Source organism: Psychrobacter glaciei, assembly GCF_014652895.1.
Taxonomy (GTDB): Bacteria; Pseudomonadota; Gammaproteobacteria; order Pseudomonadales; family Moraxellaceae; genus Psychrobacter; species Psychrobacter glaciei.
Map to the genome: position 1 here is coordinate 933,818 of NZ_BMZR01000001.1, position 25,535 is coordinate 959,352.

Consider the following 25,535-nt stretch of genomic DNA (forward strand, 5'->3'; position numbering starts at 1 on the left):
CAAAATACCCCAAAAATGCGACGATACTGCTGATATCAATTTTTCTTGCTTGCTGTTCCTGCGCAGGCAGAGGCTACAAAAAATTGATATCATCAGTGCGTGATGTATCGATATTACTTTGCACTGACTATATATGGCTTTTATCGTTACGATATTTTTTAATAACGGCGTTAACTTAGCACCTTCTGACAACCTTGACCAGATATCTGACTGAATCCTCCTGAAAGTTTTTCAACTTTAATTTGGGTAAGAATACGATCTTTTAATGCCTGTACATGCGAGATGATACCAATTAATTTACCTTCTTGTTGCAGACTGGTTAAGGTGTCTAGTGCAATATCAAGTGACTCTTCATCAAGTGTGCCAAAGCCTTCATCCAAAAACAGCGAATCTACGCGAATATTGTGACTGGCCATTTGTGATAGTCCTAGTGCGAGTGCCAAGCTGATAATAAAGCCTTCACCGCCGGATAGATTTTTAGTACTGCGAATATCACCGCCTTGATAGTTGTCAATGATGTTCAGTTCGAGAGGACTATCTTCATCATGGATAAGTAGATAGCGGTTGCTCATTTTTTCCAACTGGAGATTAGCATGACTTATCATCACCTGAAATGTTAAACCTTGCGCAAAGGTGCGGTATTTTTTACCATCGGACTGTCCAATTAGCTGATTAAGCTGCTCCCAAATCTGACTGCGTTGTTGCTGTGCTTCAATAGCACGGCGCTGCTCAATATTTTGATTTTGATTGGCTGCGTCATTGGTCAATATTTGCTGGATTGCGCCTATTTTCATGCCGATATCGTCATAGTACTGCTGTGTCTCTTTCTGCTGTGTCTGTAATGCCTCTAGCGTTAAGTCAGTTAAATCCTGCTTGCCATCATGATTTAGTGTTTTATCTTGCAAAGCCCGTTCATTATCAGCAATACGGTTTTGTAGCAGTGTCACATTATTGTTCAAGGTATTATTTTGCTGCTGTAACTGCTCACGCTCAGACCTATGCAGTTGGGCTGCTAAAAAGCTGTCTTCATTAGCGAAATCTTGCTGGATTAGCAGCTGTGCGAACTGCTTATCAAGCTGTTGCTGTTGCAATAAGCTCTCTTTAATAGCATTAGCAACCTCATCACAAGAGTTTTTAGTGTGTTTTAATTGCTGATGCGCAGTCTCAGATTGCTGGCGCGCATTAGCTAAGCTGGCCGTTGCTTGTTTAAGAGTATCTTGCAGCTGTTGCTCTATAGCATCAATATCAGGTGCAGAAGATAGCTCTTGACGAGCATGAGTCAATGCATCAAAGCTCTGTTGCTCCGTTACTATCGTATGATCAAGCTCAGTACACTGCTCGATTATTTCTACTTCTTGACGGCTTAAAGCATCGTACTCTGTTGTTAATACTACCATCTGCTGTAGAGCATGATTGACACCATCTTGTGCTTGCGTCCATGCCTTCAGCTTATCTTGTAGTAGACGATATAATGCGGTCAGCTCAGACATACAGGCGTCAACAGTGACAACCTCTAATAAATATTGCTTGGTCACACTGTCCACTAGCGATATGGGCAATGTAAAATTAATTGGCTGTAATAGGGTAGTCATCTGCTGTTGTAGCACTTCTATCTCCGCAAACGTCGATGCTGAATCTTGCCGTTGACTGTCTAAGCGCTGCTGGAGGATAGATTGCTGAGATTGTATCGTGATTTGCGCTTGTTTGAGTGTTATCTGCTCATCGTCTATTTGCTTTAAGCGCAGTTTCTGAGCATCAATTTCACTTCCTAAGTGCTCATATTGACCTAAACGGTCATTGATATCAGCTATCATGACTGCTAAGTAGTTTTTGTCTTCTTGTAAATCGTTAAGACGCGTTGCTAGTGTCAATTTTGATGCTGCTAATTGTTTAAAAGTTTTTAATGTATTGCTTTGAGTCTCGCTACTATCTATCGTTATTTTTAATTTTTTGATAGCGTCCTGTGCTTGGGCTTGCGCACTAGCTTGCTGTTCGTGCAGATTTTTAATTTGCTGATGCAATGCTTGTAACTCACTTTGGCTTCGAAACTGCTGTTCACGTGTATCTTGTAATATATTATCGTGTTGTCCAATACTTTTATCCAAATCCTCTATGGCAATGCGTATGCATTGGATTTGCTCATGTTTAGAAATATCTTGTCCAGCTGCCGCCGCTTTCATAATATTAGCAAACTCTGCTGGCGGGCTGTCATGATAAGGGTGTTCGGTCGAGCCACATAATGCGCATGGGATGCCATCTTGCAATGCTAAAAAGTAATCTTGCAGCTGTGCCAGTGTTTGTAAGGTTTCTAAGTGTGCGTGCTGGCTACTTTTATGCTGTTGTAAGCGTTTTATCTCTGTCTGTAGACGCTCATATTCTTGGCTATGCCGTTCGATATTAGACGTTAATGGTGCAACTTCGGCATTACACTGTGTTATATCGGCGTCCAAAGCTAATGCCTGCTGATAAAAGCGGTTGATGTTATCTAAGAGCTGTTGTTGCATGCTAAATTGGTTGATTTGTTGGTGTAACTGATGGGCTGTTTTTCCTGCTAGCAACTCTTGGCGCTTGTGTTCAAGCTCAGTAAGTGTCTTTTGTGTTTGGCTCGTGGTAACGGTGCTGTCGTTAATTCTGATAACTAGGTTATCAAGCGTTTGCGTGAGTTCAGCTAATTTCGTGTGATTATCTTTATGCTCACTTAAGCGTAGCGCATTTTTATTTAACAATGTTTTTAGAGTATTAGCATCGCGACCAAAGCCTGCCAGCCCATAATCATTATTAGCTAATATGCCATCTTGCGCATGGTTTGATAAATAATCTTGCTGCTTATTCTGTTGCTCATGCAACTGAGTTAATACTGTTTGCTTGGTGTTAAGTTCTTTTTGTCGTTGGCTCAAACGCTCAGCTAAACCATCACGCTGCTGTTTTTTATCTGTTAATGATTGTCGCACGCTATTAATATGTTGATCTAGTTTACGGACTTCAATAATAATCGGGCGTTCGCGTTCCCATTTGGCAATTACTTGCTGCTCAGCAATTTGGGTGCTGCTGACTTTAGCATTAGCTTCTGTTAATTGAGCTTGCTGCTGGGGAATCTTACTATCAAGCACGAGCTTCTGCTGCTGCAAACTTTTAAACTGCTCTCGCTTCGCGTACAGTTTGCTAAATTCTGCCTCAATCTCTAATGCCCGCAGCGCCGCGTGAAGCTTCTTAGCTTCAGGAACGAATTGTGCTTTATGGTTTTGAGCATCTATCAGTTTTGTCTGCTGCTGGGTTAAAGTCTGATGCAAGCGCTCGATATCTATGAGCCAATTAATTTGCTGAGTGAGTGTCTCCATCGTGGTTTTATAATCATGCTGTTGACGGCGATAGCTGGCAAGCTGCGTCTGAAACTCATTGTTTTCACTAGGGGTTAATAGTTGTAGGCCACTAAGTTTGGCTTGCAATTTAGTCAATTCAGCCTTTTCATCACGCATCTTTTGGAACGTTCTTATAGAAATGGTGGCATAAATATCCGTGCCGGTAATCTTTTCTAAAATATCAGCCCGGTCATCAGGCTTCGCTTTTAAAAAGGCAGCAAAACCGCCTTGAGCTAACATTATCGAACGGGTAAATTGCTCAAAATCCATACCAGTGATTGTTTGGATGCGCGCCTTGGTCTTTTTAAGGGCACTATCCAAGATTTCGTCAGTATCGGCATTAGCGATTTCATGGGTAGCATCTTGCAAATTGCCATCTGCTTTATTACGCGCTCGGCGTTGCCCCCAACGGCAGCGGTAACGGGTTTTATTAATTTCAATGACAACCTCTGCAAAACACTCGGCAGTTTGGCGAGTCATGACCTCATTACTACTCTTACTTATCGTCTCAATACGCGGTGTTTGGGCATATAGCGCCAAACAAATAGCATCCAATATTGTGGTCTTGCCAGCACCCGTTTGCCCTGTAATCGCAAAAATACCATCGTTAAGATAGGCAGAGTCAGTAAAATCAATGTGCCATTCACCTTTGAGTGAATTGAGGTTTTGTAGGCGTAGCTCTAAAATGCGCATGATAGTTGGTTACTCTATTACGGGATAGATAAAGTTAAAATAAATGGGGTTAGACATGAACAAGGTAGTAAATAGACGATCGATGCTATTCAGCATTTAGATCTTCTTGTACGATCATTTGTACAATTTCTTGATAGGCATTACGTAGAGCAGGCTTTTGCTCGTCAACGATATCATGGGAATTCAAGCAGCGCTCAAAGACTTCAGCATTACTCAAGTCTTGCAGTGCTTCTTGACTGTACGCATTTTGCATCATCACTTTGTCTTTAATTTGCATATTACGGATTTTTAATACCTCTATGTTATTTATGCCATTGTTGTTAGCGTTGCTCTCAGTAACAAGGTCATTAACTCTTTCACGTAAGTCGGTCATCATCGCGTTGCCGGTATAAATGACCTCAAGCCAGACACTTTTTGCATTTTGCATAAGTGTCGTAAGCTCAGTATCTATCTGCTCCCAGTCGCCACTCACCTGAGCCAATTTTTGAAAACAAGGGATTGCAAGGGAAATAACTTGTAAACTGCGTGAATCGTCATGATGAAGCAGCCTAGTAGTAGGTATGACCGTCGCACTCAAACCTTTCTCAAAGAGCGGTTCTTGTGCATCAGCATGTCCACCAAAGCTAGCAGAATTTTTATTCTCATCGCTATCGTCACCTTTGTTAGTAGTGTCGTCGTTTACTGACTCATCAAAGGCAAACAGGTCATACATAAACTGCGTATTATTCATTGAATGACTGGCTGCTTTCTCAATGTGAACAGAAGTATCAGTAATAACTTCAGGTTTAACCACTTCATTATTAAACCTATTTATCGCTGCACCAAACTGCGCCAGTAATACTTGCTTTTGCTGGCGAGCTTCGCCAAAGCCCATTGCAATAGGCGATCCTGAATAGCGTATATGATCACAGCTACCAACCCTTTGTGGTACGTGCAAATGACCAAGTGCGACATAATCAAAACAGTCATCAAACATACTTGCTGATATTTGACCTAGATTGCCCACATAAAGATCGCGAACACCATCATCCTCCGTTGTTTTACTATCAAGAGCGAATAAGTGACCTGTCGCAATAATAGGGATGTGCCGCTTATGCGACTTAGCTAGTTCAGCTTGTTTGGCTGTGGCAATCTCTGCAACACCATCATAGTGCGCGCAAATACCAGCGATGACATTGGCATCTTTGGTTTTAGCTGACTCGCCAGCACTGCTGCTACGCACATCGCGGTCGCGCAAATAAGGGACAGCGGCGACAATACAATGAGGTATACCATCTGCATCACCTAAAACCAATACTTCGTCGGTTAAGTCGTCACAGGCCGTACCAATCACATGAACGTTTAAAAACTTAAGCACTTGACTGGGTGCATCTAGAAAAGTAGGGGAGTCGTGATTGCCCGCGACTATCACTACGTGCTGACAGCAGGATTTTGACACTCTACCCAAAAACTCAAAATACAATGCTTGGGCTCTATTACTTGGCGTCATGGTGTCAAAAATATCACCAGCAACGATTAATACATCGACTTTTTGCGCGCTAATCGTCTCTTCAAGCCAACTTAAAAATGCCTCAAACTCCTCATAACGCATGCGACCATAAAGCCGTCGTCCCAAATGCCAATCAGAGGTATGAAGTATAGTGAGAGGTTTAATAGGCATAGATTTGGTATCGGCAAGTGTGGACATAGTTGAGCTTAATAATGAATAAGAGACAGCCTTCATTCTAGCAAGAATTATTGCTGTTTGCTCTGCTGCCAAAATAAAACCCTACCAAATATCATTGATAGGGTTTTATTTTGGTTAGCCCCTTTAGGTAGCTATCGATTAAGTTTTCGATTTAGTTGAGGAGAGTCGCTAATCAATAACCAGTTTCTCGAGTCCATCTTCTTGCTGCGTTGCTAGATTGGCCACCATTGATAGGGCATGTGCTTGCTGCTGCAAGCTTGTTTCTTTAGGTGTCGCAGCTGTACCGCCACGCAACCAATTATTTGCGGTGTCACTAACGTTTTGATTGTGCTGCTGATTCTGTAAATTATACCAAGCCAAATCATGATGTAGCGCGACCACATCACCCATGATCAGTAATGCTGGCGTTGGCAGTTGCGCTTGTTCTTGTTGGGCGACAATGGTTGCTAGCGTCCCTGTCAATACCTGCTGGTTTGGCATACTGGCGTTGGATATGATAGCGATTGGCGTATCAGCATTGCGTCCTGCCTCAATCAAGCCTTCAGTCAAACGTGGCAGCGAATGCAAACCCATATAAAACACCACGGTTTCGTCCGTATTTAAAAAGCTCTTAAAGTTGCTATTGGGCGCGCCAGCCTTTAAAAATCCAGTGACAAAGCGCACAGATTGCGAGTGATCACGGTGGGTGAGCGGAATACCAGCGTAACTTGCGGCAGCATTGGCAGCGGTAATACCGGGGACGACTTGATACGGGACGCCATGGGCACGCAGGCTTTCAATCTCTTCACCACCACGTCCAAAGATAAAGGGATCACCACCTTTTAGCCGTACCACACGGCGACCTTCTTTCGCACTATTGACCAACAGCTCATTGATACCAAGCTGAGCGACGGCGTGGTTGCTACGTTTTTTACCGACAAATACTTTATCAGCATCACGGCGACATAGATCCAATACTTGCGGTGATACCAGCGCATCATAATAGACAATATCGGCTTGCTGCATTAAACGTAGCGCTTTAAAGGTAAGCAGCTCTGGATCACCCGGACCTGCACCAACGATATAGACTTCACCGATAGGCGTTTGCTCAGGCGTTGCAGCTGAATGTTCAGGATGTTGTTGTGGCTGATCTTTTGAATCCGTCACCGATATCGCTGTTTGTGGAATTTGAGTGTCTGCATTGCTGGTTCTATCAATTTTGGCAGCCGTCTCGTCCAAGTCGGCTTTTAGTTGGGCGGCCGCTTGGGTTTCATTACCCGCAAACATCAGCTCACTGACTTGACCTTCAAAAGCACGCTCCCAAAACTGCCGACGACCTGTCAAGGTTGGGATTTTGCTTTTTACCTCAGTACGAAAATCGCCTGCCAGCTTGGCAAGTTTGCCGTAGCCTTGAGGTATTAAGGTCTCAAGACGTGCACGCAACAGACGTGCCAGCACGGGCGCTTTACCATTTGAAGAAATACCTATCACAATGGGATTACGGTCGACGATGGCAGGGAAAATAAAATCACACAAAGGCGGGGTATCGACCACGTTTACGGGAATATTAATCTCGGTAGCATCGGCATGAATTTGATGATTGAGCGTTTCATCATCCGTCGCCGCGATAATGACACGCGCGCCTGTCATATAGGTTTTATGATAGTTTTCATAGATGAGTTGGTGCTTGCTATCAGATAGCAATGCTTGTATCTCAGCCATAATGGTTGGTGCCAGTACCGTGATACAAGCCCCAGCACGGCTGAGCAAGTCAGCCTTACGTAGCGCCACATCGCCGCCACCGACGATCAGCACTTTGCGGTCTTCTAATTTAAAAAATAGCGGAAAGGTGTTCATAGCATCACCAGCAATTTATTCAATGTAAAATATACCCCTATTATGAGGTATCGCGTGCGACGTCTCACTTAGTGTATTGGCATTAGTATATTCGTTTTTGACATGTTAAAGGTGGTTTTTGATTGAAAAGGGAATAGCCATACATAATGTAAAAAGCCCTCTCGTTTATGAGAGGGCTTTTGCTTAACTAAAATCAGTCGATATTACAGCTGAGTATGCAAGCCACACTCACGGCTCTCTTCTACTTTCGTTGGATCAAAGTAGTCATGCTCGTTAGGTAGTTTGTGCTCGTCTAAATAAACATCCAAGTCTGCATCTGCTTTTTCAAACAACGGTGCTACTTTTAGCACGCCATCTTTTGATAGACTTAACACATCAAGGCCTTGACGGAATTCGGTTTGATCTTTACGAATGGCATTGAACCAAACGTCAGGCTTTAGCTCATCTAGTGCGCGGCGGAACGGCTCAAGCTTCACTTGTTCCGTGAATTCGTCATGCTGTGGGTTATCAATCCCCGGAATACCATTCATAGTGGCGTCACGATGGGCAGCCGTTTGTTTAGGGATATACGTAATGACATTTAGACCTAAGTCTTTAATGACTTTATTAGCAAAACGATAAGTGGCATCGGTGTTATAGCCAGAATCTACCCATAATACGGTAATATCAGGACGTTGCTTGGCGACCAAATGCAAAATAGCAGATTCATAAGGACGGAAGTTCGTCGTGATAATTGGGTTTTTAGCTTGCTGCAATGCCCATGCTACGATTTCTTCTGGTGATTTACCTTGTAGCGCTTGGTTGGCTTGGTCAAGGTCTAGATTTGGGTGTAATTGGCTCATAATGCGTTCCTTAATTGTTGTTAATATAAAAAATGGTTAAATAAACAAAATATTTAAAAGTAAATAATGGCTACTGAATAGCAATATTAAGCGCCCGAAAACATCGGCAAGTCGGCAGCGTTGCGACCATCATAACTGCTGGCAAGCGCATTGAACGCTTGACTGATATCAGAGATAGACTGCATATCGTGCTCGCTAAGTACAAAAGTGTCGGCACCCGCACGTAGTAGATACGCAATTTGGTCACGGCCAAACTTGCCTGCCATACGAATCTCGCCTTGAAAACCGAGCTGACGCAATGTTTGCGCGAAACTAAAACCACGCCCATCAGTAAAGGCTGGCACATGAATCACAATCAAATCTTGCTTTAACAAAAAGTCTGTCAATCCTGCCAGCGCATCAGTATCAGTGTCTGAGGTAATCCAAACACCAAGACGGCTAGTATGCTCGCCCAACAGCTCATATACTTGCTGCAATAGTCCACCAGCGAGCGTGCCTTTAGCATCCAGCAAGTCTGCAAGTGGTAGGACAACGTCGAGCTTCTCTTGCTTTTGTAAGGTCTCGAGCAGCGATATCTCTGTGAGAGCGATACCATCTGGTATCTCATTGGTGGTAAGCGCATGCCAAGTATCAGTCTGACTGATATCGACACCATCACTATTTAGTACATGATGATTACCCATAGACCTTCTCCTTAAATGGTGCGATACCAACGCGATCGACCAAATCAGTAAAGAGTTCTACGTCATTGTCATTACTAGCACGCAGCTCTAAATAAACGTCCAAAATCTTTTGTAGGGTAGTAGCGACATCATCAGCTGGCACTGCTTTGCCCAATATCTTGCCGATTTTGGCATCACTGCTTGAGTTACCACCCAAACTGATTTGATACCAGTGTTCGCCTTTTTTGTCGACACCAAGGATACCGATATCACCCGTATGATGGTGCGCACAAGCGTTCATACAGCCGGACATGTTTAGACGAATCTCACCCAAGTCATAAAGGTAGTCGAGATCATCAAACTGTTTCTCGATTTGCTCAGCGATATTGTAAGTCGTGGCATTGGCAAGCGAGCAATAATCCCAACCTGGGCAGACAATCATGTCTGTTAAGGTGTTTATATTGGCACGCGCTAAATTAAGCTCAGTCAGCTGTTGCCATAGCTCATACAGATGATCGGTTTGCACGTCAGCAAACACCAAATTTTGCTGATAAGTACCGCGTAACTCCCCAAAGCTATATTTATCTGATAAGTCAGCGAGGGCATCCATTTGCTGCTCGTTGACATCGCCCGAAGGCACATAGCTTCCGTCGACCAACCCTGCTTTTAACGAAATAACAACGGCACGGTAGCCCGACACTTTATGCGCGACCGTATTTTGATTGTACCAATTGGCAAAGTCTTTATCGGCATTGAGTTGCTGCTGCAAATCAGACTGTGCTTGCAGAGCGTCGAAGGCAACATAATCAGGCTCGCTAAAAAAACTGCTGGCAGTGGCAAAATTCTCGTCTGTTAAGGTCAGCGCGCCATCTCTGGTATGCGCTTCCCACTCTGCATCGACCAATTTGGCAAAGGCAGGACCGCCCATGCTCTCCACCAATATTTTAATACGGGCTTTAAATTTATTATCGCGGCGACCATGCAGGTTATAAACACGCAAAATAGCATCTAGATAACTGAGCAGATGCTGACGCGGTAAGAATTCGTTAATCACTTTACCAATCACTGGTGTACGACCAAGACCACCGCCAACCAATACTTCAAAACCAATCTCGCCTGCCTCATTGGTTTTTAAATGTAGTCCCACATCATGCACTTGCGTCGCCGCGCGGTCATTGGCTGTACCAATAACAGCAATCTTAAATTTACGCGGCAAAAAGGCAAACTCAGGATGAAAAGTTGACCATTGACGAATAATTTCACAATAGGGACGTGGATCTGCAATCTCTTCTTGATGAATACCAGCGTAAGGATCAGTTGTGGTATTACGAATACAGTTGCCCGACGTTTGAATGGCGTGCATCTGTACCGATGCCAGTTCTGCCAATATGTCTGGAACTTCCTCTAGCTTTGGCCAATTCAACTGAATATTGGTACGGGTCGTAAAGTGCCCATAGCCTCTATCATATTTGCGAGTAATCTCTGCCAATTTACGCAATTGGTAACTGGCTAGCAGGCCGTAAGGGATAGCAATACGCAACATCGGCGCATAACGTTGGATATAAAGGCCATTCTGCAAACGCAGGGGTAAAAACTGATCTTCTGGCAGCTCACCGGCCAAAAACCGTTCAGTTTGGTCGCGAAATTGGGCGACCCGTTCCTCTACCAAGGTTTGGTCAGCGTAGTTATATTGATACATGACGTAATCTCAATTTTGTTTTTAGACTTAAAAGCAGCGACGAAAATGATTTGCGTGTGTAATAGATTTTGTTGCCGATCGCAATGTGAATAATTCAGCTTTACATCATATAAGCTTGCGCCAAAAAACATAAATTCCTTTAAGACATATCCATATCCAAACACAGCATAAATTTTCATAACGAAAGTTAGGTAGCCTATGCGTATTCTATTTATAAGCCAATTTGCTAAGCCAATTTACCAAGTATAATCATTTATTAAGGTTTTAAATCAATATGACATCTTCAGTCCTCAATCAAGCAGCTTCAAAACTAGTCCCTCCTCATGGTAGCAGTGAGCTTAAGCCATTATTGTTAACTGGCGACGCCCGTGATCAAGCCTTGGCACTTGCCAGCACATTACCGACGATTACCTTAAGCTCTCGTGAGCGTGGCGATTTGATTATGTTTGGTATTGGCGGCTTTACCCCGCTAAACGGCTTTATGAATCAATCCGACTGGCAGGGTGTGGTTGATAATATGCGCTTACAAAGCGGCGAGAATGCTGGCTTGTTTTGGCCGATTCCAATCACCTTATCTGCACCAACAGCCACAGCCGACAGCTTAAATCAAGGTGATAAAGTTGCGTTGGTCGCTGAAGATGGTGAAGTGATGGGCATTTTGACGGTTGAAGAAACCTATAGTATCGATAAAGAACACGAATGCCAGCAAGTATTTACCACGACAGACTCTGAGCATCCGGGTGTGCAGCAAGTGCTAAACCAAGGCGATGTCAACATCGCAGGTAGCGTAGAAGTGCTGAGCGAAGGTGAATTCCCAGCCTTATACCCAGAGATTTATAAAACGCCTGCGGAGACGCGCGAAATATTGGATGCCAAAGGCTGGAAAACAGTCGCAGCGTTCCAGACGCGTAACCCAATGCATCGCTCACATGAATATCTTGCCAAGATTGCTATCGAGATTTGTGATGGGGTGTTGATACATTCATTGTTAGGTGCGCTCAAGCCAGGTGATATTCCTGCTGACGTCCGTCAAGAAGCCATCAAAACGTTGATTGACAATTACTTTAGACAAGATACGGTGATTCAAGCGGGTTATCCACTAGACATGCGTTATGCTGGACCTCGTGAAGCGTTACTGCATGCGGTATTCCGTCAAAACTATGGTTGTAGTCATCTGATTGTTGGTCGTGACCATGCTGGTGTTGGCGATTATTATGGTGCCTTTGATGCTCAGACTATCTTTGAGCACGTTGGCAAAGACGATCTGATCACTCAGCCGTTAAAAATTGGCTGGACGTTCTGGTGTAATGCTTGTAATGCGATGGCATCAGACAAGACTTGCCCGCATGACGCCTCTGAGCATGTCAAAGTGTCAGGTACTAAGCTACGTAAAGCACTATCAGAAGACGAAGAGGTGCCAGAGAACTTTAGCCGCCCCGAAGTGCTAGAAATTTTGCGCAATTATTATGCTGGTATCGCTCGTGAGGAGCGTGCTGAGGTTAAGCTCACTGGTGCATCAGCCGTATAATTAATTTGTATCGTTGATAAATAAAATCAGTCATAAAAAAAGGTGCCAGACTTATCGTCTGGCACCTTTTTTATTGTCTACAGTAAAGCTGAACGTCATTGAATGTTAATTCAGCTCTAAAGCACCCGAAAGCTTCTCATAGTTTCCGGCTAGCGTACCGCCACCTGAGCAAAAATAGTTCAATGCATATTTATCTGGGCTATCAATGGTCAGCGTATCGTCTTTAAATTGAAAGAATACCTTGCTGTCATTGCTGTCATTGCTGTTATTTATCTCGGTCTGAAAAATAATGCCGTGTGCATCATCCTGACCCAGCAAGGTCGCCTTACCATCAAAATGACAGGTTGGTTTTTTCACATCACTGCGGGCGCGCACTTTTATAGTAATGTCTGTCGCTCCGTCAGGTCTCACCATAATACCCACCCAATCATAACCTTGCTTGCGAGCCGTATAACTCTCTGAGGCATAGTCACCAACGACTTTTTGCACAGCAGGTGTCGGCATAACAGCAGTACTTTTCACTTTGCTAGCACCGTAGTTATCATTGATATAACTACAGCCGCTGACGGTAACAAGAATAGGGCTGGCAAATAATAACGTAATAGAAAGTACTGAGCGGAGTTGGTATTGAATCATATGGTCGCACCTTGTGGTTAAGTGAATGATAGGTATTGCTCCTGCCTGCTTATGCCAAGTGCTTCACTCGATAAGCTAATTTGTCACTAAGCGTTCATGAAACAAGCTGCTAGCATGGCTCTCATTATACTCAATATTGAATTCAAAAAGCCAAATTCACTGAGCAATAGCCATTGAGATCGTGATAAGTATTTTAATAAAAAATGGTCGCATCGAAACTAAAAAATATGAAACTCGAAACTATAGAGAACATTTATGCAAATTAATATCAACAAAATCTCATCTCGCATTGGCAGTATTGCGGGTGTCCCATCATTATCTCAAAGCGTACAACCACGCATCCTCATGATTGGCAGCGCATTGACAGCGATGATGCTGATTGCAGGTTGCAGCCCAACGCAAGCCACGCAAAACGAGGCAGGAGAATCTGCCAGTGCGCAAAAAGACATCAGCTTACTGAACGTCTCTTACGATGTATCGCGCGATTTTTACAAAGACTATAACGCGTTATTCAGTGCGAATTATCAGAAAGAAAACCCAGACAGTAAGATCGATATCAATCAGTCACATGGTGGTTCAAGTAAGCAAGCCTTGTCGGTTGCCAATGGTTTGCAAGCCGATGTGGTGACCTTCAACCAAGAAAGCGACATGAATCTGTTGGTGGAGAAAGGCTTGGTCGCAGCCGATTGGCAACAAGCACTGCCAAATGATGCCGTTCCTTATACCAGCACTATGGTGCTACTGGTACGGAACGGCAATCCAAAAAACATTCAAGATTGGTCAGATTTGGCGCGTAATGGTATTGATGTGGTCATCCCGAATCCAAAAACCAGTGGTACCGCGCGTTATGCCTTTTTGGGCGCTTACGGCTATGGGCTGCATCAATTCAAAGAAAGTGTGGAAAATCCTACCAAAACGGATGACTTTATCAAGAAACTATTGGCAAACGTCGTTACTTACGACAATGGTGCACGAGCAGCGACGACCAGCTTTACCCAACGCGGGCTAGGTGATGTACTTATCACTACCGAAAACGAAGCGCATCTGGCGGTGAAGCAGTTCGCAAAAGGAAAAGTTGACATTGTTTATCCGAGCTACTCGATTGTTATTAAAAACCCCGTTGCCGTAGTGACCGCTGTCACCGAAAAAGGCGGTAAAACTGAGGCCGCAACCGCTTATCTCAAAGGTTTATGGGAGACCCCCGCACAAGAACTCATGGCACAGATGTATATGCGTCCTAGTAATGAGCAGGTATTAGCAGCGCACAAAGACACCCTACCTGATATTGACACTTTTGAGCCAGTCGAAGTTTTCGGGTCTTGGGCACAGATCATGGACACATTCTTTGTCGATGGCGGGCGTTTCGATCAGCTGGCACGGGTAGAGTAGAGGGCAACCCTTAAGTAATTGATAACTTTATCTATATCATACAGTTATTCCATTTTGGCAATAACATACACATATTCATCATTAAACATAATAAGATGGCGCTGTTAGCATACCTGCATTACATAAAAAACAGACATCTCTGAGGTATTTATGACATACGCAGCTCGTTATCAACAAAAAAACAAAGCGCTGAGCGCTCTAAGTGTCGCTGGCGTGGCGTTGACACTTGGACTTGCTGGCTGTAGCAACAGTGAGCAGGCAGATACGACTGCCAATGCTGATGGCACAGCAGAAGGTCAGAATATCGAGCTGTTGAACGTCTCTTATGATGTGGCGCGTGATTTTTATAAAGACTACAACCCGCTGTTCGTTGAGCACTATAAGGCTGAGAACCCAAACGACACTATCCTAATTAAGCAGTCACATGGTGGCTCAAGTAAGCAAGCACTGTCAGTTGCCAATGGTTTGCAAGCGGATGTTGCGACGATGAACCAAGGCTCAGACATTGAATTGCTTGAGAAAAAAGGGTTGGTTGAGTCAGATTGGGAAAGCAAATTCCCAGATAATGCTGTGCCATTTACCAGCACCATCGTATTTTTGGTGCGTAAAGACAATCCAAAAGGCATCAACGATTGGGAAGATTTGACCAAAGATGGCCTTGAGATTGTGATGGCTAATCCGAAAGTGACCGGTAACGGTCGCTATGCATTCTTAGGGGCTTATGGTTATGGTTTACACGCCTTTAATAACGAAGAAGCACCAGCGAAAAAATACGTAAAAGATATGCTTAAAAACGTGAAAGTTTATGAGAATGGCGGACGTGCAGCGACAACGACTTTCGTTCAGCGCGGTATTGGTGATGTACTCGTCACCTTTGAAAACGAAGCCAACCTTGCCGCCACTGATTTCGGTGCGGGTAAAGTTGACATCGTTTATCCTAAATACTCTATCAAATCAGAAAGCCCTGTTGCGATCGTTAAGTCGGTGACGGACAAGAAAGGCACGACTAATGCAGCAAAAGCCTATCTTGATTACTTATGGAGCGAGCCTGCTCAGCAATTGGCTGCTGACCTTTACTTACGTCCTAGTGTAAAAAGCGTTCTTGATAAAAATGGTGACAAATTACCACCGGTTGAAACTTTCCGTCCAAACGATGCGTTTGGGTCATGGGATGAGATCATGAGCACTTACTTTAGTGATGGCGGCGTATTCGATCAGTTAGCAATTAATGCCCCTCAGTAGCCAGTCTGCTATGTTTTAAACGTACTGTCGTTACCAGCTCAGCAATTCTAAAGTAACGTCCAATCATATAAAGGACATGGCACCCGCGCTGTGTCCTTTATACCATAAGCGTACTAATAATAAATTTGATAAAACGTGGTCTTTACGATAAGTACCATCAGATAGGCAATAGGACATTACTATGAGTGCACCACTATCTTCTGCCAACAAACCCCTGCGAAACAAAGGGTGGCTGAACCGTTTGCGTCAGCGCAATGTGCTGCCAGGGTTTGGTCTGAGCATGGGCATCACCGTCTTTAGCTTATCGTTACTGGTGGTACTGCCGTTTGCTATGATGGCTTATACCACAACGCAAATGGGCTGGACTGGCTTTTGGGAAACCATTACCCAGCCGCAAGTGACCGCTGCTATAAAATTAAGTTTGTGGATGTCGTTCTTAGCGATGCTTACTAATATGGTGTTTGGTACGCTGGTCGCTTGGGTGCTGGTGCGTTATGAGTTTTGGGGCAAATCTTTAATCAATGCTTTGGTTGATTTGCCTTTTGCACTACCAACCGCCGTCACCGGTATCTCTCTTGCCACTCTTTACGCGCCTAATGGTCTGATTGGTCAATGGTTCGATAAATTCGATATTCAGGTGGCTTTTACGCCTATCGGTATTTGGCTCGCCTTAGTGGTGGTCAGCTTTCCGTTTATTGTTCGTGCAGTACAGCCCGTATTGGCCGAGCTATCGGTTGAGTTTGAAGAGGCATCTGCGGTATTAGGCGCAAATCGCTTTACCACTTTTCGCAAAGTTATTTTACCAGAGCTGTTACCCGCTTTACTTATGGGTGCAGGCATGATGTTTGCTCGTGCGACTGGCGAGTATGGCTCGGTGATTTTTATCGCTGGTAACATTCCGATGCAGTCTGAGATTTTACCGCTCATTATTATCAGTAAGCTTGAGCAGTTTGACATTCAGGGTGCCTCCGCCGTGGCGTTATTTATGCTGCTGATCTCATTTGTGATTTTATTGACCATCAACATCGTACAGTGGAAACTGTCGCGCCGTGTAGGAGCTCGCTAAGATGCAGATATCCAATAGTTACGATTATCAAAGTAATCCAGCGACTAAAGACAGCCCATGGATTAGACGTACCTTTATCGCGATTGCTGTTTTATTCATGGTTATCATGTTGGTGGTGCCATTATTTGCGGTGTTCTACGAAGCCTTTAAAGGTGGCTGGCAGCTGTACATTGCCTCGCTGGTCGATCCAGAAGCCTTGCAAGCCATTAAGCTGACCTTAATTACCGCTGCTATCGTGTTACCTATTAATATGGTGATGGGTATCGCGATTGCATGGTTGGTCACGCGTTATCAGTTTAAAGGTAAGCAGCTGGTCACAACCTTGCTTGATTTGCCGTTTTCGGTGTCACCAGTGGTCGCAGGTTTGATGTTTGTGTTGTTATTTGGACTCAACTCTACCGTTGGTGGCTGGCTTGAGAGCATGGGCTTTCAAGTGATTTATGCGGTGCCAGGGATTGTGTTGGCAACGCTATTTGTGACCTTTCCCTTTGTGGCACGTGAGCTGATACCGCTGATGCAGACACAAGGCGATAGTGAAGAGCAGGCCGCGCTTACTTTGGGTGCTACCGGTTGGCAGACTTTTTGGCATGTAACCTTGCCCAATATCAAATGGGCATTGCTCTATGGTTTGATTTTAACCAATGCTCGAGCAATGGGTGAATTTGGTGCCGTGAGCGTGGTCTCGGGCCATATTCGCGGTGAGACCAATACCATGCCGCTCTTGGTTGAGATTGCTTACAATGATTATAATTTTACCGCGGCTTTTGCCTTATCAAGTTTACTTGCTGCGCTTGCTCTCGTGACGCTGCTGATACAACAAGTCATGACCAAAGTACAAGAGCGTAAATTTGCCAAATCTGAACGGCTGGCAAGTGCCCCTGAGCTGCCAGTGAGTGCCAATGCCACCGTAGCAAAGAACGAAGATAACAGCCTGTAAATGGTTCAAGTAGCTGTTAATAGTTCGCTACTTATATTTAGCTACTAATAAAACAGTAATCGAAGACAATCTGCCACGATAAGACAAAAGATATAATAAGAGACACTATTATGAGCATCGAAATTAGGAACGTTAATAAAAGTTTTGGCAATTTTACTGCCTTAGACAATATTAATATCACTGTGCCTACTGGTAAATTGACGACCTTGCTAGGCCCCTCTGGTTGCGGTAAGACGACACTGTTACGTATCATTGCTGGGCTTGAATATGCGGATTCGGGACAGATATTGTTTGATGATTTGGACGTTACCAACACGCCGGTTCAAAAACGCCATATCGGCTTTATGTTTCAGCACTATGCCTTGTTTCGCCACAAAAATATCGCCGATAATATCGCCTTTGGCTTAACGCTGTTGCCAAAGAACGAACGCCCAAGCAAAGCTGATATCAATAAGCGGGTGGCAGAGCTGCTAGAATTAGTACAGTTGCCGCAGATTGCCAATGCTTATCCGCATCAATTATCTGGCGGTCAGCGCCAACGTATTGCACTGGCACGAGCACTGGCGGTAAAACCAAAGTTATTACTACTGGACGAGCCGTTTGGCGCACTTGATGCCAAGGTACGTAAAGAGTTGCGTACTTGGCTAAAAGACATTCATCATGATCTTGGTATTACCAGTATCATGGTGACCCATGATCAAGAAGAGGCGCGTGCAATATCTGATGAGATTGTGGTGATGAATCATGGTCATGTTGAGCAGGTAGGTACTTCAGAGGAGCTGATACACCATCCAGCTAACGCTTTTGTCAGCGACTTTTTAGATTTAGTATAATCAGACTTCTTTAAACCATATAGTCAGTGCAAAGTAATATCGATATATCACGCACTGATGATATCAATTTTTCTTGCTTGCTGTGTCTATGCAGACAGAGGCTACAAAAAATTAATATCATCAGTATCGTAGCATTTTTGGGATATTTTGACTATATCTCATCGAGTTTTAGCTATGTTTAAGACAACCAGTCTGTGCAGTTGCTGTCATTTGCAAATAAAAAAAGACCTAAATTATTAGGTCTTTTTTTATGGACTAAGCTATTTGTAAGTGTCAACTTGAGGGGCATAACAATGGCCAACCCAGCAGATAGTAACGCTTAATGAATAGCTTCTAATTACCTACTATCCTAATCGATTACCATCTAATCACTTATTAGTAGTAACTACTTAATAGTAACTACGCGAGTTAATAGTAACTACGCAAGTTTTTGCATATCACCGTCTAAGTCTCCAAGTGAGGTTTGCTCATAAGTGATGTCTAAGATATCTTGGCACCAGTCAGGCAGGTCATCTGCTACTTCATACCACATCCACGTACCGTCGCGAACACAACTTAAAATACCCAGTTTTTTCAAATGGTTTAAATGGCGAGAGATGGTTGGCTGCGGTTGATCCAATATTTCTACCAACGCGCCTACACAGCGTGCCTCTTTTTTGAATAAAATTTGGAAGATTTTTAAGCGTGTCGGATCAGATAAAACTTTAAACAATTCGATAGGTTGTATCGTAAAATTATTATCAGACATAGGGTAATTCCAAGAGAGCTTTTATTAATAGGATGTCAATATAACAGCAGTTATCAATAAAATCGATTAAAAAGTGAGCAAAATTACACTTCATCGTCAATTTAATACCGTTAAAAATGTTCGGTTACATGTTTGTGTGTATGCAGTTACATGAATTGAGTTTTTATCAAGACTCAATAGCGATAGATTTATGACAAACAGATAGGTCAATGCTATTGCAAATGGTAATAATTATCGTTATTATAACGACTAATAAGATAAAGTATTGAACATCAAGTAACCTATATCGTCCAAAACATATCTCTTCATTTTTAAGTACCTATTTATTTTTAAGTACCTATTTATTTTTAAGTACCTATTTATTTTTAAGTACTTCAGCAAAGCATATAGTAATCATCGTAGGAGCAAGCACATGTACGTATGTATCTGTAACGACGTAAAAGAAAAGCAAATCAAAGCCGCTATTGCTGCTGGCATCGATACCCTTGACGGTCTAAAAGATACCCTTGATGTTGCAACGTGCTGTGGCTGCTGCGAACCTATGGTCAACGATTATCTTGATGAACACCATGCTAGATTAGATGTCCTAGCTTATGCCGTTTAACGATTGTTAGATAAACACCGTTTACGCTTGATCATGACAAGTAATCCTACCTTCGAATAACCACCTCTTCTATTGTCACTGTTTACTCTTTATAGCTCAATTAGCTGTTATAAAGGGTAGGACAATTATCATGCTTATATCCCGCACTGAACTTTCTCTATATTGCTCAAATACCTATTGAGCGTCTTCAAAAAAGCTGGCTAATTATGATTCTCAATTAGCATCGTATTCTTAGTTAATAACGTTACAAGTCATACAGCGTCTATATGCTACTATATCTATCTTGATTTAGAAGATTTTTTGTTGTTTTCAATTTGACCGTGCAGGTTACTGATAATGCTATCAATACAGGTATTATTACTATTACTGTAATCTGAAAGACGAATAAATATAGGAGTGCGTGTGATGATAGGTAGCCCAAAAGTTATTGAGTATTTAAATTTTCTATTAGGTGGCGAGCTTGCAGCTCGTGACCAGTATTTCATTCACTCAGAGATGTATGCGGAATGGCATTACGGCAAATTATACGACCGTATCAATCATGAGATGCAAGATGAAACCTTACACGCACAGGCTATCATTCGCCGTATTCTAATGCTCGGCGGCACGCCAAAGATGAAAGTCAACGATATCAACGTTGGCAGCACTGTTCCTGAAATGCTGCAGCTTGACCTTGATCTAGAGTATGAAGTGCAACAGCATCTAAAAGACGGTATTGCGCTGTGTGAAGAACAACATGATTACGTCACTCGCGAGATGTTGGTTGTGCAGCTAAAAGACACTGAAGAAGATCATGCGCATTGGCTTGAGCAGCAGTTGCGTCTTATCGATATGATTGGTCTACCAAATTACCTACAAAGTCAAATGGCTGAGGTATCTCCTCATCTTGTTTAATAGCTATCGATAGCGTTACACGACATTTAATTTACTAGGTAATAATAAAGGGAGAGATATTATGAAAGGGGATAAAGACGTTATTCGTGCACTCAATAAAGTGCTTGGTCAATCACTAATCGCTATTAACCAGTATTTTTTGCATGCACGGATTGCTCGGCATTGGGGTCTCGAAGCGCTGAATGACTCGCTATACCATCAATCAATTGCTGAGATGAAATGGTCAGACGATTTAATCGAGCGTATCTTGTTACTTGATGGTTTACCGAACTTGCAAGAACTGGGTAAAGTGCTGGTGGGTGAAGATGTGCCAGAGATTATTGATTGCAATTTGCGTTTAGAAAAACAGAAATTCGACATTCTTACCGATGCGATTACTTTGTGCGAGACACATCGTGATTATGTATCTCGTCAGCTATTGGTGAAGCTCAAAGATGGCAATGAAGAATATCAAGACTGGCTAGAGACACAAGAAGACTTGATCGAAAGCATTGGTGCAGAACGCTACATCCAATCACAGATGGATGATGACAAAGCGCCTTAGTCCTTCATCGCTTAAGCCCTTCATCGATTAAAAAGCCAGTAGGCGTTTGATATCATTCAAACCTCTACTGGCTTTTTTGTGTCTGGTATTTATGAGTATGTTTATGACATCATTTGTCTTCAGCTTTTAAATGAGGACATGCCCTAATACAAACCGCGACCATCTTCAGGTTTGAGACGTAAGAAATACAGTCCTGAGAGAATCGTTAGTATTCCCAATATCCAATACGTCGTCTGAAACGCAGCCAAGGTATCAAGCTCAAACCGCTCACGTAGTAGATTCAGTAGCGCAGCCCCAAAGGCAATACCAAAGCTAATCGCGAGCTGCTGATTAACAGCCATCAAGCTGTTACCGCTACTGGTTTGTACGCCTTCTAAATCACCGATGGTAATGGTGTTCATTGCGCTAAACTGCATAGAGTTACAAGCACCCATTACGGTCAAAATAGGAATGAACCAAAGCCACTGTGAGGCATCATTAAACTGCGCTAACATAATGATAAGCGTACCCATAAAAAATGTATTGTAGACCAATACCGTGCGATAGCTGTAACGCTGAATAATTTTACTCACCCAAGGCTTGATACCAATCGCCCCAACCGCGATAGGTGCCAGCAGCCAACCTGCCTGCGACGGTGAGTACTCAAACACCACTTGTAATAGTAACGGTAGTAGAAACGGTACGGCACTAATGCCTAAGCGCGTAAATAAGTTACCCGTAATCCCAATCTTAAAGGTACGAATATCAAATAGGGTCAAGGGGAATAGCGGCGCTTGACGGCTTTTGGCATGCCAGATATAAGCACCTATCAGCAGGCTTGCACCCAAACCACAGAACAATCCATATAGCTCTCGTCCTGCCTGTGAGCCAAACTCTACTGCTAGCGTAAACCCACAAGCTGCAGTGGCAAACAATAAAAACCCTGTCCAATCTAAATGCTTAGTATCTTCAAATAAAGCCGGTACCAGTTTTTTCCCCATGATAAAGCCAAAAATACCCATCGGTATATTGATCAAAAATATCCACTGCCAGCTGGCATATTGCACGATATAACCACCGAGCACTGGCCCTACCAAGGGTGCTACCAATGCTGGAATCACCGCAAAGTTCATCACGGTCAATAGCTTATTGCGAGGATATGACTTGACCAATATCAACCTAGCAACAGGTGTCATCATCGCACCGCCAATGCCTTGTATCACACGTGAACCAATTAAAAAGTCTAGGGTTGGTGACGCCGCGCACAGCAATGAACCAATACAGAAGATGATGATCGCGGATAAAAACACCCGACGTGTGCCATATTTGTCCGCTAAAAACCCACTGATTGGTATAAAAACAGCTAAGGTTAACGCATAGCTAATCACAGCCCATTGCATTTTAAGTGGTGACTCACCCAGTGCTTGTGCCATTTGTGGTAGCGAGGTATTCAAAATGGTGGCGTCTAAAATTTGCATGAACAGCGCCACCGCCAGCACATAGGGTAGGTATTTATTTTGTGTGGAGGTTAGCGTTACCATACTGACATCACCATATCTTAAGGCTAAGGTATTCAAAGAGCGTGCTCGTGAGCGACTACCTTTATCTCTAAAGACCGTTAAATTGTGCGTAGTATAGAAACAATGGCAAAGTAGTTAAAGGTGAGCAAAGTAACCAAAGGACTTTTTATCCTAAAAACCACTACATTAATTACACGACAGGACTTTAATAGGTTGAGAGATAGCCGTTATAGTAGAGCACACATTCAGTCAGTCTCATATAAATTGGATACATGAATTAAATAATTCGTTAGGTTCGCTCAGCCTACTGTTTATAGTGCTTTTGCCTGCTTTTTTATCCAAATTATCTTGAACGGGCTATTTTTAGTAAAATTATATTTTGTGACACAATAACAAATAGGATCTCTGATGAGTAATGACAACAATCAATCAACGACCAATAATAATGTAAAAGAAGCGACTTATACGCCACCTAAGGTATGGACACAAGATAAAGAAAGTGGCGGTAAATTTTCTAGTATCAACCGCCCAACGGCTGGCGCGCGTCATGAAAAAGAGCTGCCAGTCGGCGAGGCACCATTACAGCTCTATTCACTAAATACGCCAAATGGTGTCAAGGTTAACATCTTATTAGAAGAGCTGGCCGAGCTTGGTATTGAAGGTGCTGAATATGATGCCTATAAAATTGACATCTCAGAAGGCGATCAATTTGGTTCGGGCTTTGTGGGGATAAACCCTAACTCAAAGATTCCAGCCTTGGTCGATCATTCTGCCGATACCGCTGGCGAGCCTATTGCGCTTTTTGAGTCCGGTGCCATCTTAATGTACTTGGCAGAAAAATTTGGTCAGTTCATACCTGTAGCCGCTGGTAAAGCGAGAGCAGACTGTCTGTCTTGGTTGATGTGGCAAATGGGTAGTGCTCCTTTCTTAGGCGGTGGTTTTGGTCATTTTTATGCTTATGCGCCGGAGCCGATGGAGTACCCCATCAATCGCTATGCCATGGAGACCAAGCGCCAGCTCGACGTACTCGATAAACACCTAAAAGACAGCGCATACATGTGCGGCAATGACGAGGCAGATTATAATATTGCGGATATCATTATTTGGGCATGGTATGGACAATTGGTTTTGGGTAAGCTTTATGAAGCCGCTGAATTCTTACAGGTCGACGATTATAAAAATGTACAGCGCTGGGCGAAGCAAATAGCTGAGCGTCCTGCGGTAAAACGGGCAGTCGATCTGTCACTAAAACCAATGGCTTAAGTAATTAAGCATCATAGGTCTTCATTAAAAAAATAAAAATAATGAGACTGTCAAACAAGGCTGGTAGGCAATTTGCTTATCAGCCTTGTTTTTTAACATATTGATAGTGCTATCTTTATATATCGATATATTAAATTAGCAGTATACTTGTATCTTTACATAATGGTACATTAGTACAACAGATAGAAACATTGATACGTTAAGATAACAGGTCGCCGTCTTAAAGGACGTGTGTTTATAATTCTTCTATTGATGAGTAATTATTATGAAGAAGCATAAAGTTCTAAGTGCACCATTATTGTTAACTGATCACAATGCCAGTTGCTATATCAATATTCATAAAAAATTTAATGCAAAAAATGTGACTCATTCTTCAAATAAAGCTAAAACAACAACAAAAATAAGCCTATTAATGTCAAAAAACAAAATTTTATTACCCATACTGACGGCACTGACTATCACATCATTTAGCTCTATGAGCCACGCTCATGCTGCCGCCGTTGAATTTACCAACCAAGATTGGCAGGTTGCTTGTGATAATACCCGTACTTGCCGGCTGGCAGGATACCAAGCAGAAAACAATAGCCAGTTGCCCGTCTCGGTATTGCTGGTGCGCCGTGCGGGGGCCAATGCCACCGTAGACGGTCAGGTTAAGTTTGGCGGTGCTAAAGAAAGCGCTGCGAAAGCCTTGATGCAACTGGGTAATCGCCATCGCATTTCTTTGGTTATCGACGGCAAAGACTTGGGTGAAACCAAACCTTTCTCCGCAGCAGCAGGCAATGCTGAGCTGACCTCGTCACAGGTGACCGCACTGCTAGATGCTTTGACTAAATCAAGCAAAATCGAGCTGGTACTACGTAACTCACGTTGGCAGTTGTCTGATAAAGGGGCTAGCGCTGTCATGCTCAAGGCAGATGAGGCACAGGGCCGCCTAGGCACATCGAGTGCCTTTATCCGTAGCGATGATGCTAAAAAGCCCAATAGTAGTGTCTTGCCACCTAAGCCTGCACCGTCGCTCCGTTTTGTAGCACCCAACCCTGCTGCTATATCTAGCAGCAACAAAAAATTTGTGATGAAATCCTCGCAGTTGTCAGCAATGATGAAAACTACCATGCGAGATGCCGATAGTGACTGCCCAAATTTGTTCGATGAAACCTCATGGCGTGTCAGCCGTTTGAACAATACGCAGTTATTAGCACAACACGAATGCTGGGTAGGGGCTTATAATGCAGGCATAGGCGTCTGGGTGATAAATGACAATAAACCTTATAAGCCGACCTTGGTTACCACCAATGCAACCGATTACGACAAAGGTAAAATCACGTCGGTACAAAAAGGTCGCGGGATTGGTGACTGCTTATCCAAAGCCGACTGGATGTGGACAGGTAAAGCTTTTGAAAAAAGTCATGAGAGCACTACGGGGCTGTGCCGTATGGTCGAAGCAGGCGGGGCATGGCAAATGCCAACTTATGTGACAGAAGTAAAAATTCTACGCTAGAACATTAGACGTTTATTTTAATGACCAATCATTTACTTAAAGGCTGAGGCATGTCTTGATTAAATAAATGATTGGT

The 25,535-nt window shown here is 43.3% G+C and carries 20 protein-coding genes; 11 read left to right on the forward strand and 9 right to left on the reverse strand.

The genetic code is table 11. The features are described 5' to 3' along the window. Positions 1-170 precede the first annotated feature (170 nt). From IE130_RS03870 to IE130_RS03895, 6 genes are all read right to left on the reverse strand, one after another. Positions 171-4,052 (reverse strand): AAA family ATPase, encoded by a 3,882-nt coding sequence (locus IE130_RS03870; RefSeq protein WP_189581917.1) that lies wholly within the window; start codon positions 4,050-4,052, stop codon positions 171-173. A gap of 85 nt (positions 4,053-4,137) precedes the next feature. Next, entirely contained in the window at positions 4,138-5,739 is a 1,602-nt protein-coding gene (locus IE130_RS03875; protein ID WP_227676121.1) for an exonuclease SbcCD subunit D C-terminal domain-containing protein, read from the reverse strand. Positions 5,740-5,907: 168 nt separating this feature from the next. Beyond that, on the reverse strand, positions 5,908-7,575 hold the full coding sequence (cysG, locus tag IE130_RS03880) for a siroheme synthase CysG (RefSeq protein WP_189581919.1): 1,668 nt from the start codon (positions 7,573-7,575) through the stop codon (positions 5,908-5,910). Between the two features lie 203 nt (positions 7,576-7,778). Next, positions 7,779-8,417, reverse strand: a complete 639-nt coding sequence (locus IE130_RS03885) for a phosphoadenosine phosphosulfate reductase domain-containing protein (protein ID WP_189581922.1) — start codon at positions 8,415-8,417, stop codon at positions 7,779-7,781. Between the two features lie 86 nt (positions 8,418-8,503). Further along, positions 8,504-9,100, reverse strand: coding sequence for a DUF934 domain-containing protein (locus IE130_RS03890; protein WP_010198042.1), 597 nt, complete (start codon positions 9,098-9,100; stop codon positions 8,504-8,506). Beyond that, positions 9,093-10,778 (reverse strand): nitrite/sulfite reductase, encoded by a 1,686-nt coding sequence (locus IE130_RS03895; protein WP_189581925.1) that lies wholly within the window; start codon positions 10,776-10,778, stop codon positions 9,093-9,095. The genes IE130_RS03890 and IE130_RS03895 overlap by 8 nt, the downstream gene beginning before the upstream one ends. A 274-nt stretch (positions 10,779-11,052) precedes the next feature. Here IE130_RS03895 and sat point away from each other — a divergent pair, with 274 nt between their 5' ends. After that, positions 11,053-12,306: a sulfate adenylyltransferase gene (gene sat / locus IE130_RS03900; RefSeq protein WP_189581928.1), complete on the forward strand. Its 1,254-nt coding sequence runs from the start codon at positions 11,053-11,055 to the stop codon at positions 12,304-12,306. A 105-nt stretch (positions 12,307-12,411) separates the two neighbouring features. Here the strand turns inward: sat and IE130_RS03905 are convergent, their stop codons facing one another. Next, entirely contained in the window at positions 12,412-12,942 is a 531-nt protein-coding gene (locus tag IE130_RS03905) for a hypothetical protein (RefSeq protein ID WP_189581931.1), read from the reverse strand. Between the two features lie 255 nt (positions 12,943-13,197). Here IE130_RS03905 and IE130_RS03910 point away from each other — a divergent pair, with 255 nt between their 5' ends. The 5 genes from IE130_RS03910 to IE130_RS03930 all read left to right on the forward strand — a co-directional run bounded on the left by IE130_RS03910 (position 13,198) and on the right by IE130_RS03930 (position 18,409). Next, a complete protein-coding gene (locus IE130_RS03910) occupies positions 13,198-14,331 on the forward strand; it encodes a sulfate ABC transporter substrate-binding protein (protein ID WP_189581934.1) in 1,134 nt (377 codons plus the stop codon). A gap of 150 nt (positions 14,332-14,481) precedes the next feature. After that, entirely contained in the window at positions 14,482-15,573 is a 1,092-nt protein-coding gene (locus tag IE130_RS03915) for a sulfate ABC transporter substrate-binding protein (RefSeq protein WP_189581936.1), read from the forward strand. Between the two features lie 181 nt (positions 15,574-15,754). Further along, positions 15,755-16,639, forward strand: a complete 885-nt coding sequence (gene cysT / locus IE130_RS03920; RefSeq protein WP_189581940.1) for a sulfate ABC transporter permease subunit CysT — start codon at positions 15,755-15,757, stop codon at positions 16,637-16,639. Position 16,640: 1 nt separating this feature from the next. Further along, positions 16,641-17,576 carry a sulfate ABC transporter permease subunit CysW gene (gene cysW / locus IE130_RS03925; protein ID WP_010198022.1) on the forward strand — a complete coding sequence of 312 codons (936 nt, stop codon included), beginning with the start codon at positions 16,641-16,643 and terminating at the stop codon, positions 17,574-17,576. A gap of 110 nt (positions 17,577-17,686) precedes the next feature. After that, on the forward strand, positions 17,687-18,409 hold the full coding sequence (locus IE130_RS03930; RefSeq protein ID WP_010198021.1) for a sulfate/molybdate ABC transporter ATP-binding protein: 723 nt from the start codon (positions 17,687-17,689) through the stop codon (positions 18,407-18,409). Between the two features lie 418 nt (positions 18,410-18,827). Here IE130_RS03930 and IE130_RS03935 read toward each other — a convergent pair whose 3' ends face one another. Further along, a complete protein-coding gene (locus tag IE130_RS03935; RefSeq protein WP_189581943.1) occupies positions 18,828-19,157 on the reverse strand; it encodes an ArsR/SmtB family transcription factor in 330 nt (109 codons plus the stop codon). A 412-nt stretch (positions 19,158-19,569) separates the two neighbouring features. Between IE130_RS03935 and IE130_RS03940 the strand changes: the two genes are divergently transcribed. The 3 genes from IE130_RS03940 to bfr (IE130_RS03950) all read left to right on the forward strand — a co-directional run bounded on the left by IE130_RS03940 (position 19,570) and on the right by bfr (IE130_RS03950) (position 21,199). After that, complete coding sequence (locus IE130_RS03940; protein WP_010198018.1) at positions 19,570-19,761, forward strand: (2Fe-2S)-binding protein; 192 nt, start codon at positions 19,570-19,572, stop codon at positions 19,759-19,761. A gap of 405 nt (positions 19,762-20,166) precedes the next feature. Then, entirely contained in the window at positions 20,167-20,655 is a 489-nt protein-coding gene (gene bfr, locus IE130_RS03945) for a bacterioferritin (protein WP_010198016.1), read from the forward strand. Positions 20,656-20,716: 61 nt separating this feature from the next. Next, the gene (gene bfr, locus IE130_RS03950) at positions 20,717-21,199 is read left to right on the forward strand and encodes a bacterioferritin (RefSeq protein ID WP_189581946.1); all 483 of its coding nucleotides are present in this window, start codon (positions 20,717-20,719) and stop codon (positions 21,197-21,199) included. A 143-nt stretch (positions 21,200-21,342) separates the two neighbouring features. Here the strand turns inward: bfr (IE130_RS03950) and IE130_RS03955 are convergent, their stop codons facing one another. Beyond that, the gene (locus IE130_RS03955) at positions 21,343-22,719 is read right to left on the reverse strand and encodes a DHA2 family efflux MFS transporter permease subunit (protein ID WP_194618533.1); all 1,377 of its coding nucleotides are present in this window, start codon (positions 22,717-22,719) and stop codon (positions 21,343-21,345) included. 387 nt (positions 22,720-23,106) lie between these two features. Here IE130_RS03955 and yghU point away from each other — a divergent pair, with 387 nt between their 5' ends. After that, entirely contained in the window at positions 23,107-23,961 is an 855-nt protein-coding gene (yghU, locus tag IE130_RS03960) for a glutathione-dependent disulfide-bond oxidoreductase (RefSeq protein ID WP_189581951.1), read from the forward strand. A 412-nt stretch (positions 23,962-24,373) separates the two neighbouring features. Beyond that, positions 24,374-25,459, forward strand: a complete 1,086-nt coding sequence (locus IE130_RS03965) for a DUF1176 domain-containing protein (RefSeq protein ID WP_227676122.1) — start codon at positions 24,374-24,376, stop codon at positions 25,457-25,459. The last annotated feature ends 76 nt before the right edge of the window (positions 25,460-25,535 follow it).

Bases quoted from the DNA above. Each gene is read 5' to 3' on its own strand.
- cysG (WP_189581919.1), bottom strand. From the start codon at position 7,575: ATGAACACCTTTCCGCTATTTTTTAAATTAGAAGACCGCAAAGTGCTG.
- sat (WP_189581928.1), top strand. From the start codon at position 11,053: ATGACATCTTCAGTCCTCAATCAAGCAGCTTCAAAACTAGTCCCTCCT.
- IE130_RS03915 (WP_189581936.1), top strand. From the start codon at position 14,482: ATGACATACGCAGCTCGTTATCAACAAAAAAACAAAGCGCTGAGCGCT.
- IE130_RS03935 (WP_189581943.1), bottom strand. From the start codon at position 19,157: ATGTCTGATAATAATTTTACGATACAACCTATCGAATTGTTTAAAGTT.
- IE130_RS03895 (WP_189581925.1), bottom strand. From the start codon at position 10,778: ATGTATCAATATAACTACGCTGACCAAACCTTGGTAGAGGAACGGGTC.
- IE130_RS03875 (WP_227676121.1), bottom strand. From the start codon at position 5,739: ATGTCCACACTTGCCGATACCAAATCTATGCCTATTAAACCTCTCACT.
- IE130_RS03930 (WP_010198021.1), top strand. From the start codon at position 17,687: ATGAGCATCGAAATTAGGAACGTTAATAAAAGTTTTGGCAATTTTACT.
- IE130_RS03890 (WP_010198042.1), bottom strand. From the start codon at position 9,100: ATGGGTAATCATCATGTACTAAATAGTGATGGTGTCGATATCAGTCAG.
- IE130_RS03965 (WP_227676122.1), top strand. From the start codon at position 24,374: ATGTCAAAAAACAAAATTTTATTACCCATACTGACGGCACTGACTATC.
- IE130_RS03955 (WP_194618533.1), bottom strand. From the start codon at position 22,719: ATGGTAACGCTAACCTCCACACAAAATAAATACCTACCCTATGTGCTG.
- yghU (WP_189581951.1), top strand. From the start codon at position 23,107: ATGAGTAATGACAACAATCAATCAACGACCAATAATAATGTAAAAGAA.
- IE130_RS03870 (WP_189581917.1), bottom strand. From the start codon at position 4,052: ATGCGCATTTTAGAGCTACGCCTACAAAACCTCAATTCACTCAAAGGT.
- IE130_RS03905 (WP_189581931.1), bottom strand. From the start codon at position 12,942: ATGATTCAATACCAACTCCGCTCAGTACTTTCTATTACGTTATTATTT.
- bfr (WP_189581946.1), top strand. From the start codon at position 20,717: ATGAAAGGGGATAAAGACGTTATTCGTGCACTCAATAAAGTGCTTGGT.
- IE130_RS03910 (WP_189581934.1), top strand. From the start codon at position 13,198: ATGCAAATTAATATCAACAAAATCTCATCTCGCATTGGCAGTATTGCG.
- bfr (WP_010198016.1), top strand. From the start codon at position 20,167: ATGATAGGTAGCCCAAAAGTTATTGAGTATTTAAATTTTCTATTAGGT.
- cysW (WP_010198022.1), top strand. From the start codon at position 16,641: ATGCAGATATCCAATAGTTACGATTATCAAAGTAATCCAGCGACTAAA.
- cysT (WP_189581940.1), top strand. From the start codon at position 15,755: ATGAGTGCACCACTATCTTCTGCCAACAAACCCCTGCGAAACAAAGGG.
- IE130_RS03885 (WP_189581922.1), bottom strand. From the start codon at position 8,417: ATGAGCCAATTACACCCAAATCTAGACCTTGACCAAGCCAACCAAGCG.
- IE130_RS03940 (WP_010198018.1), top strand. From the start codon at position 19,570: ATGTACGTATGTATCTGTAACGACGTAAAAGAAAAGCAAATCAAAGCC.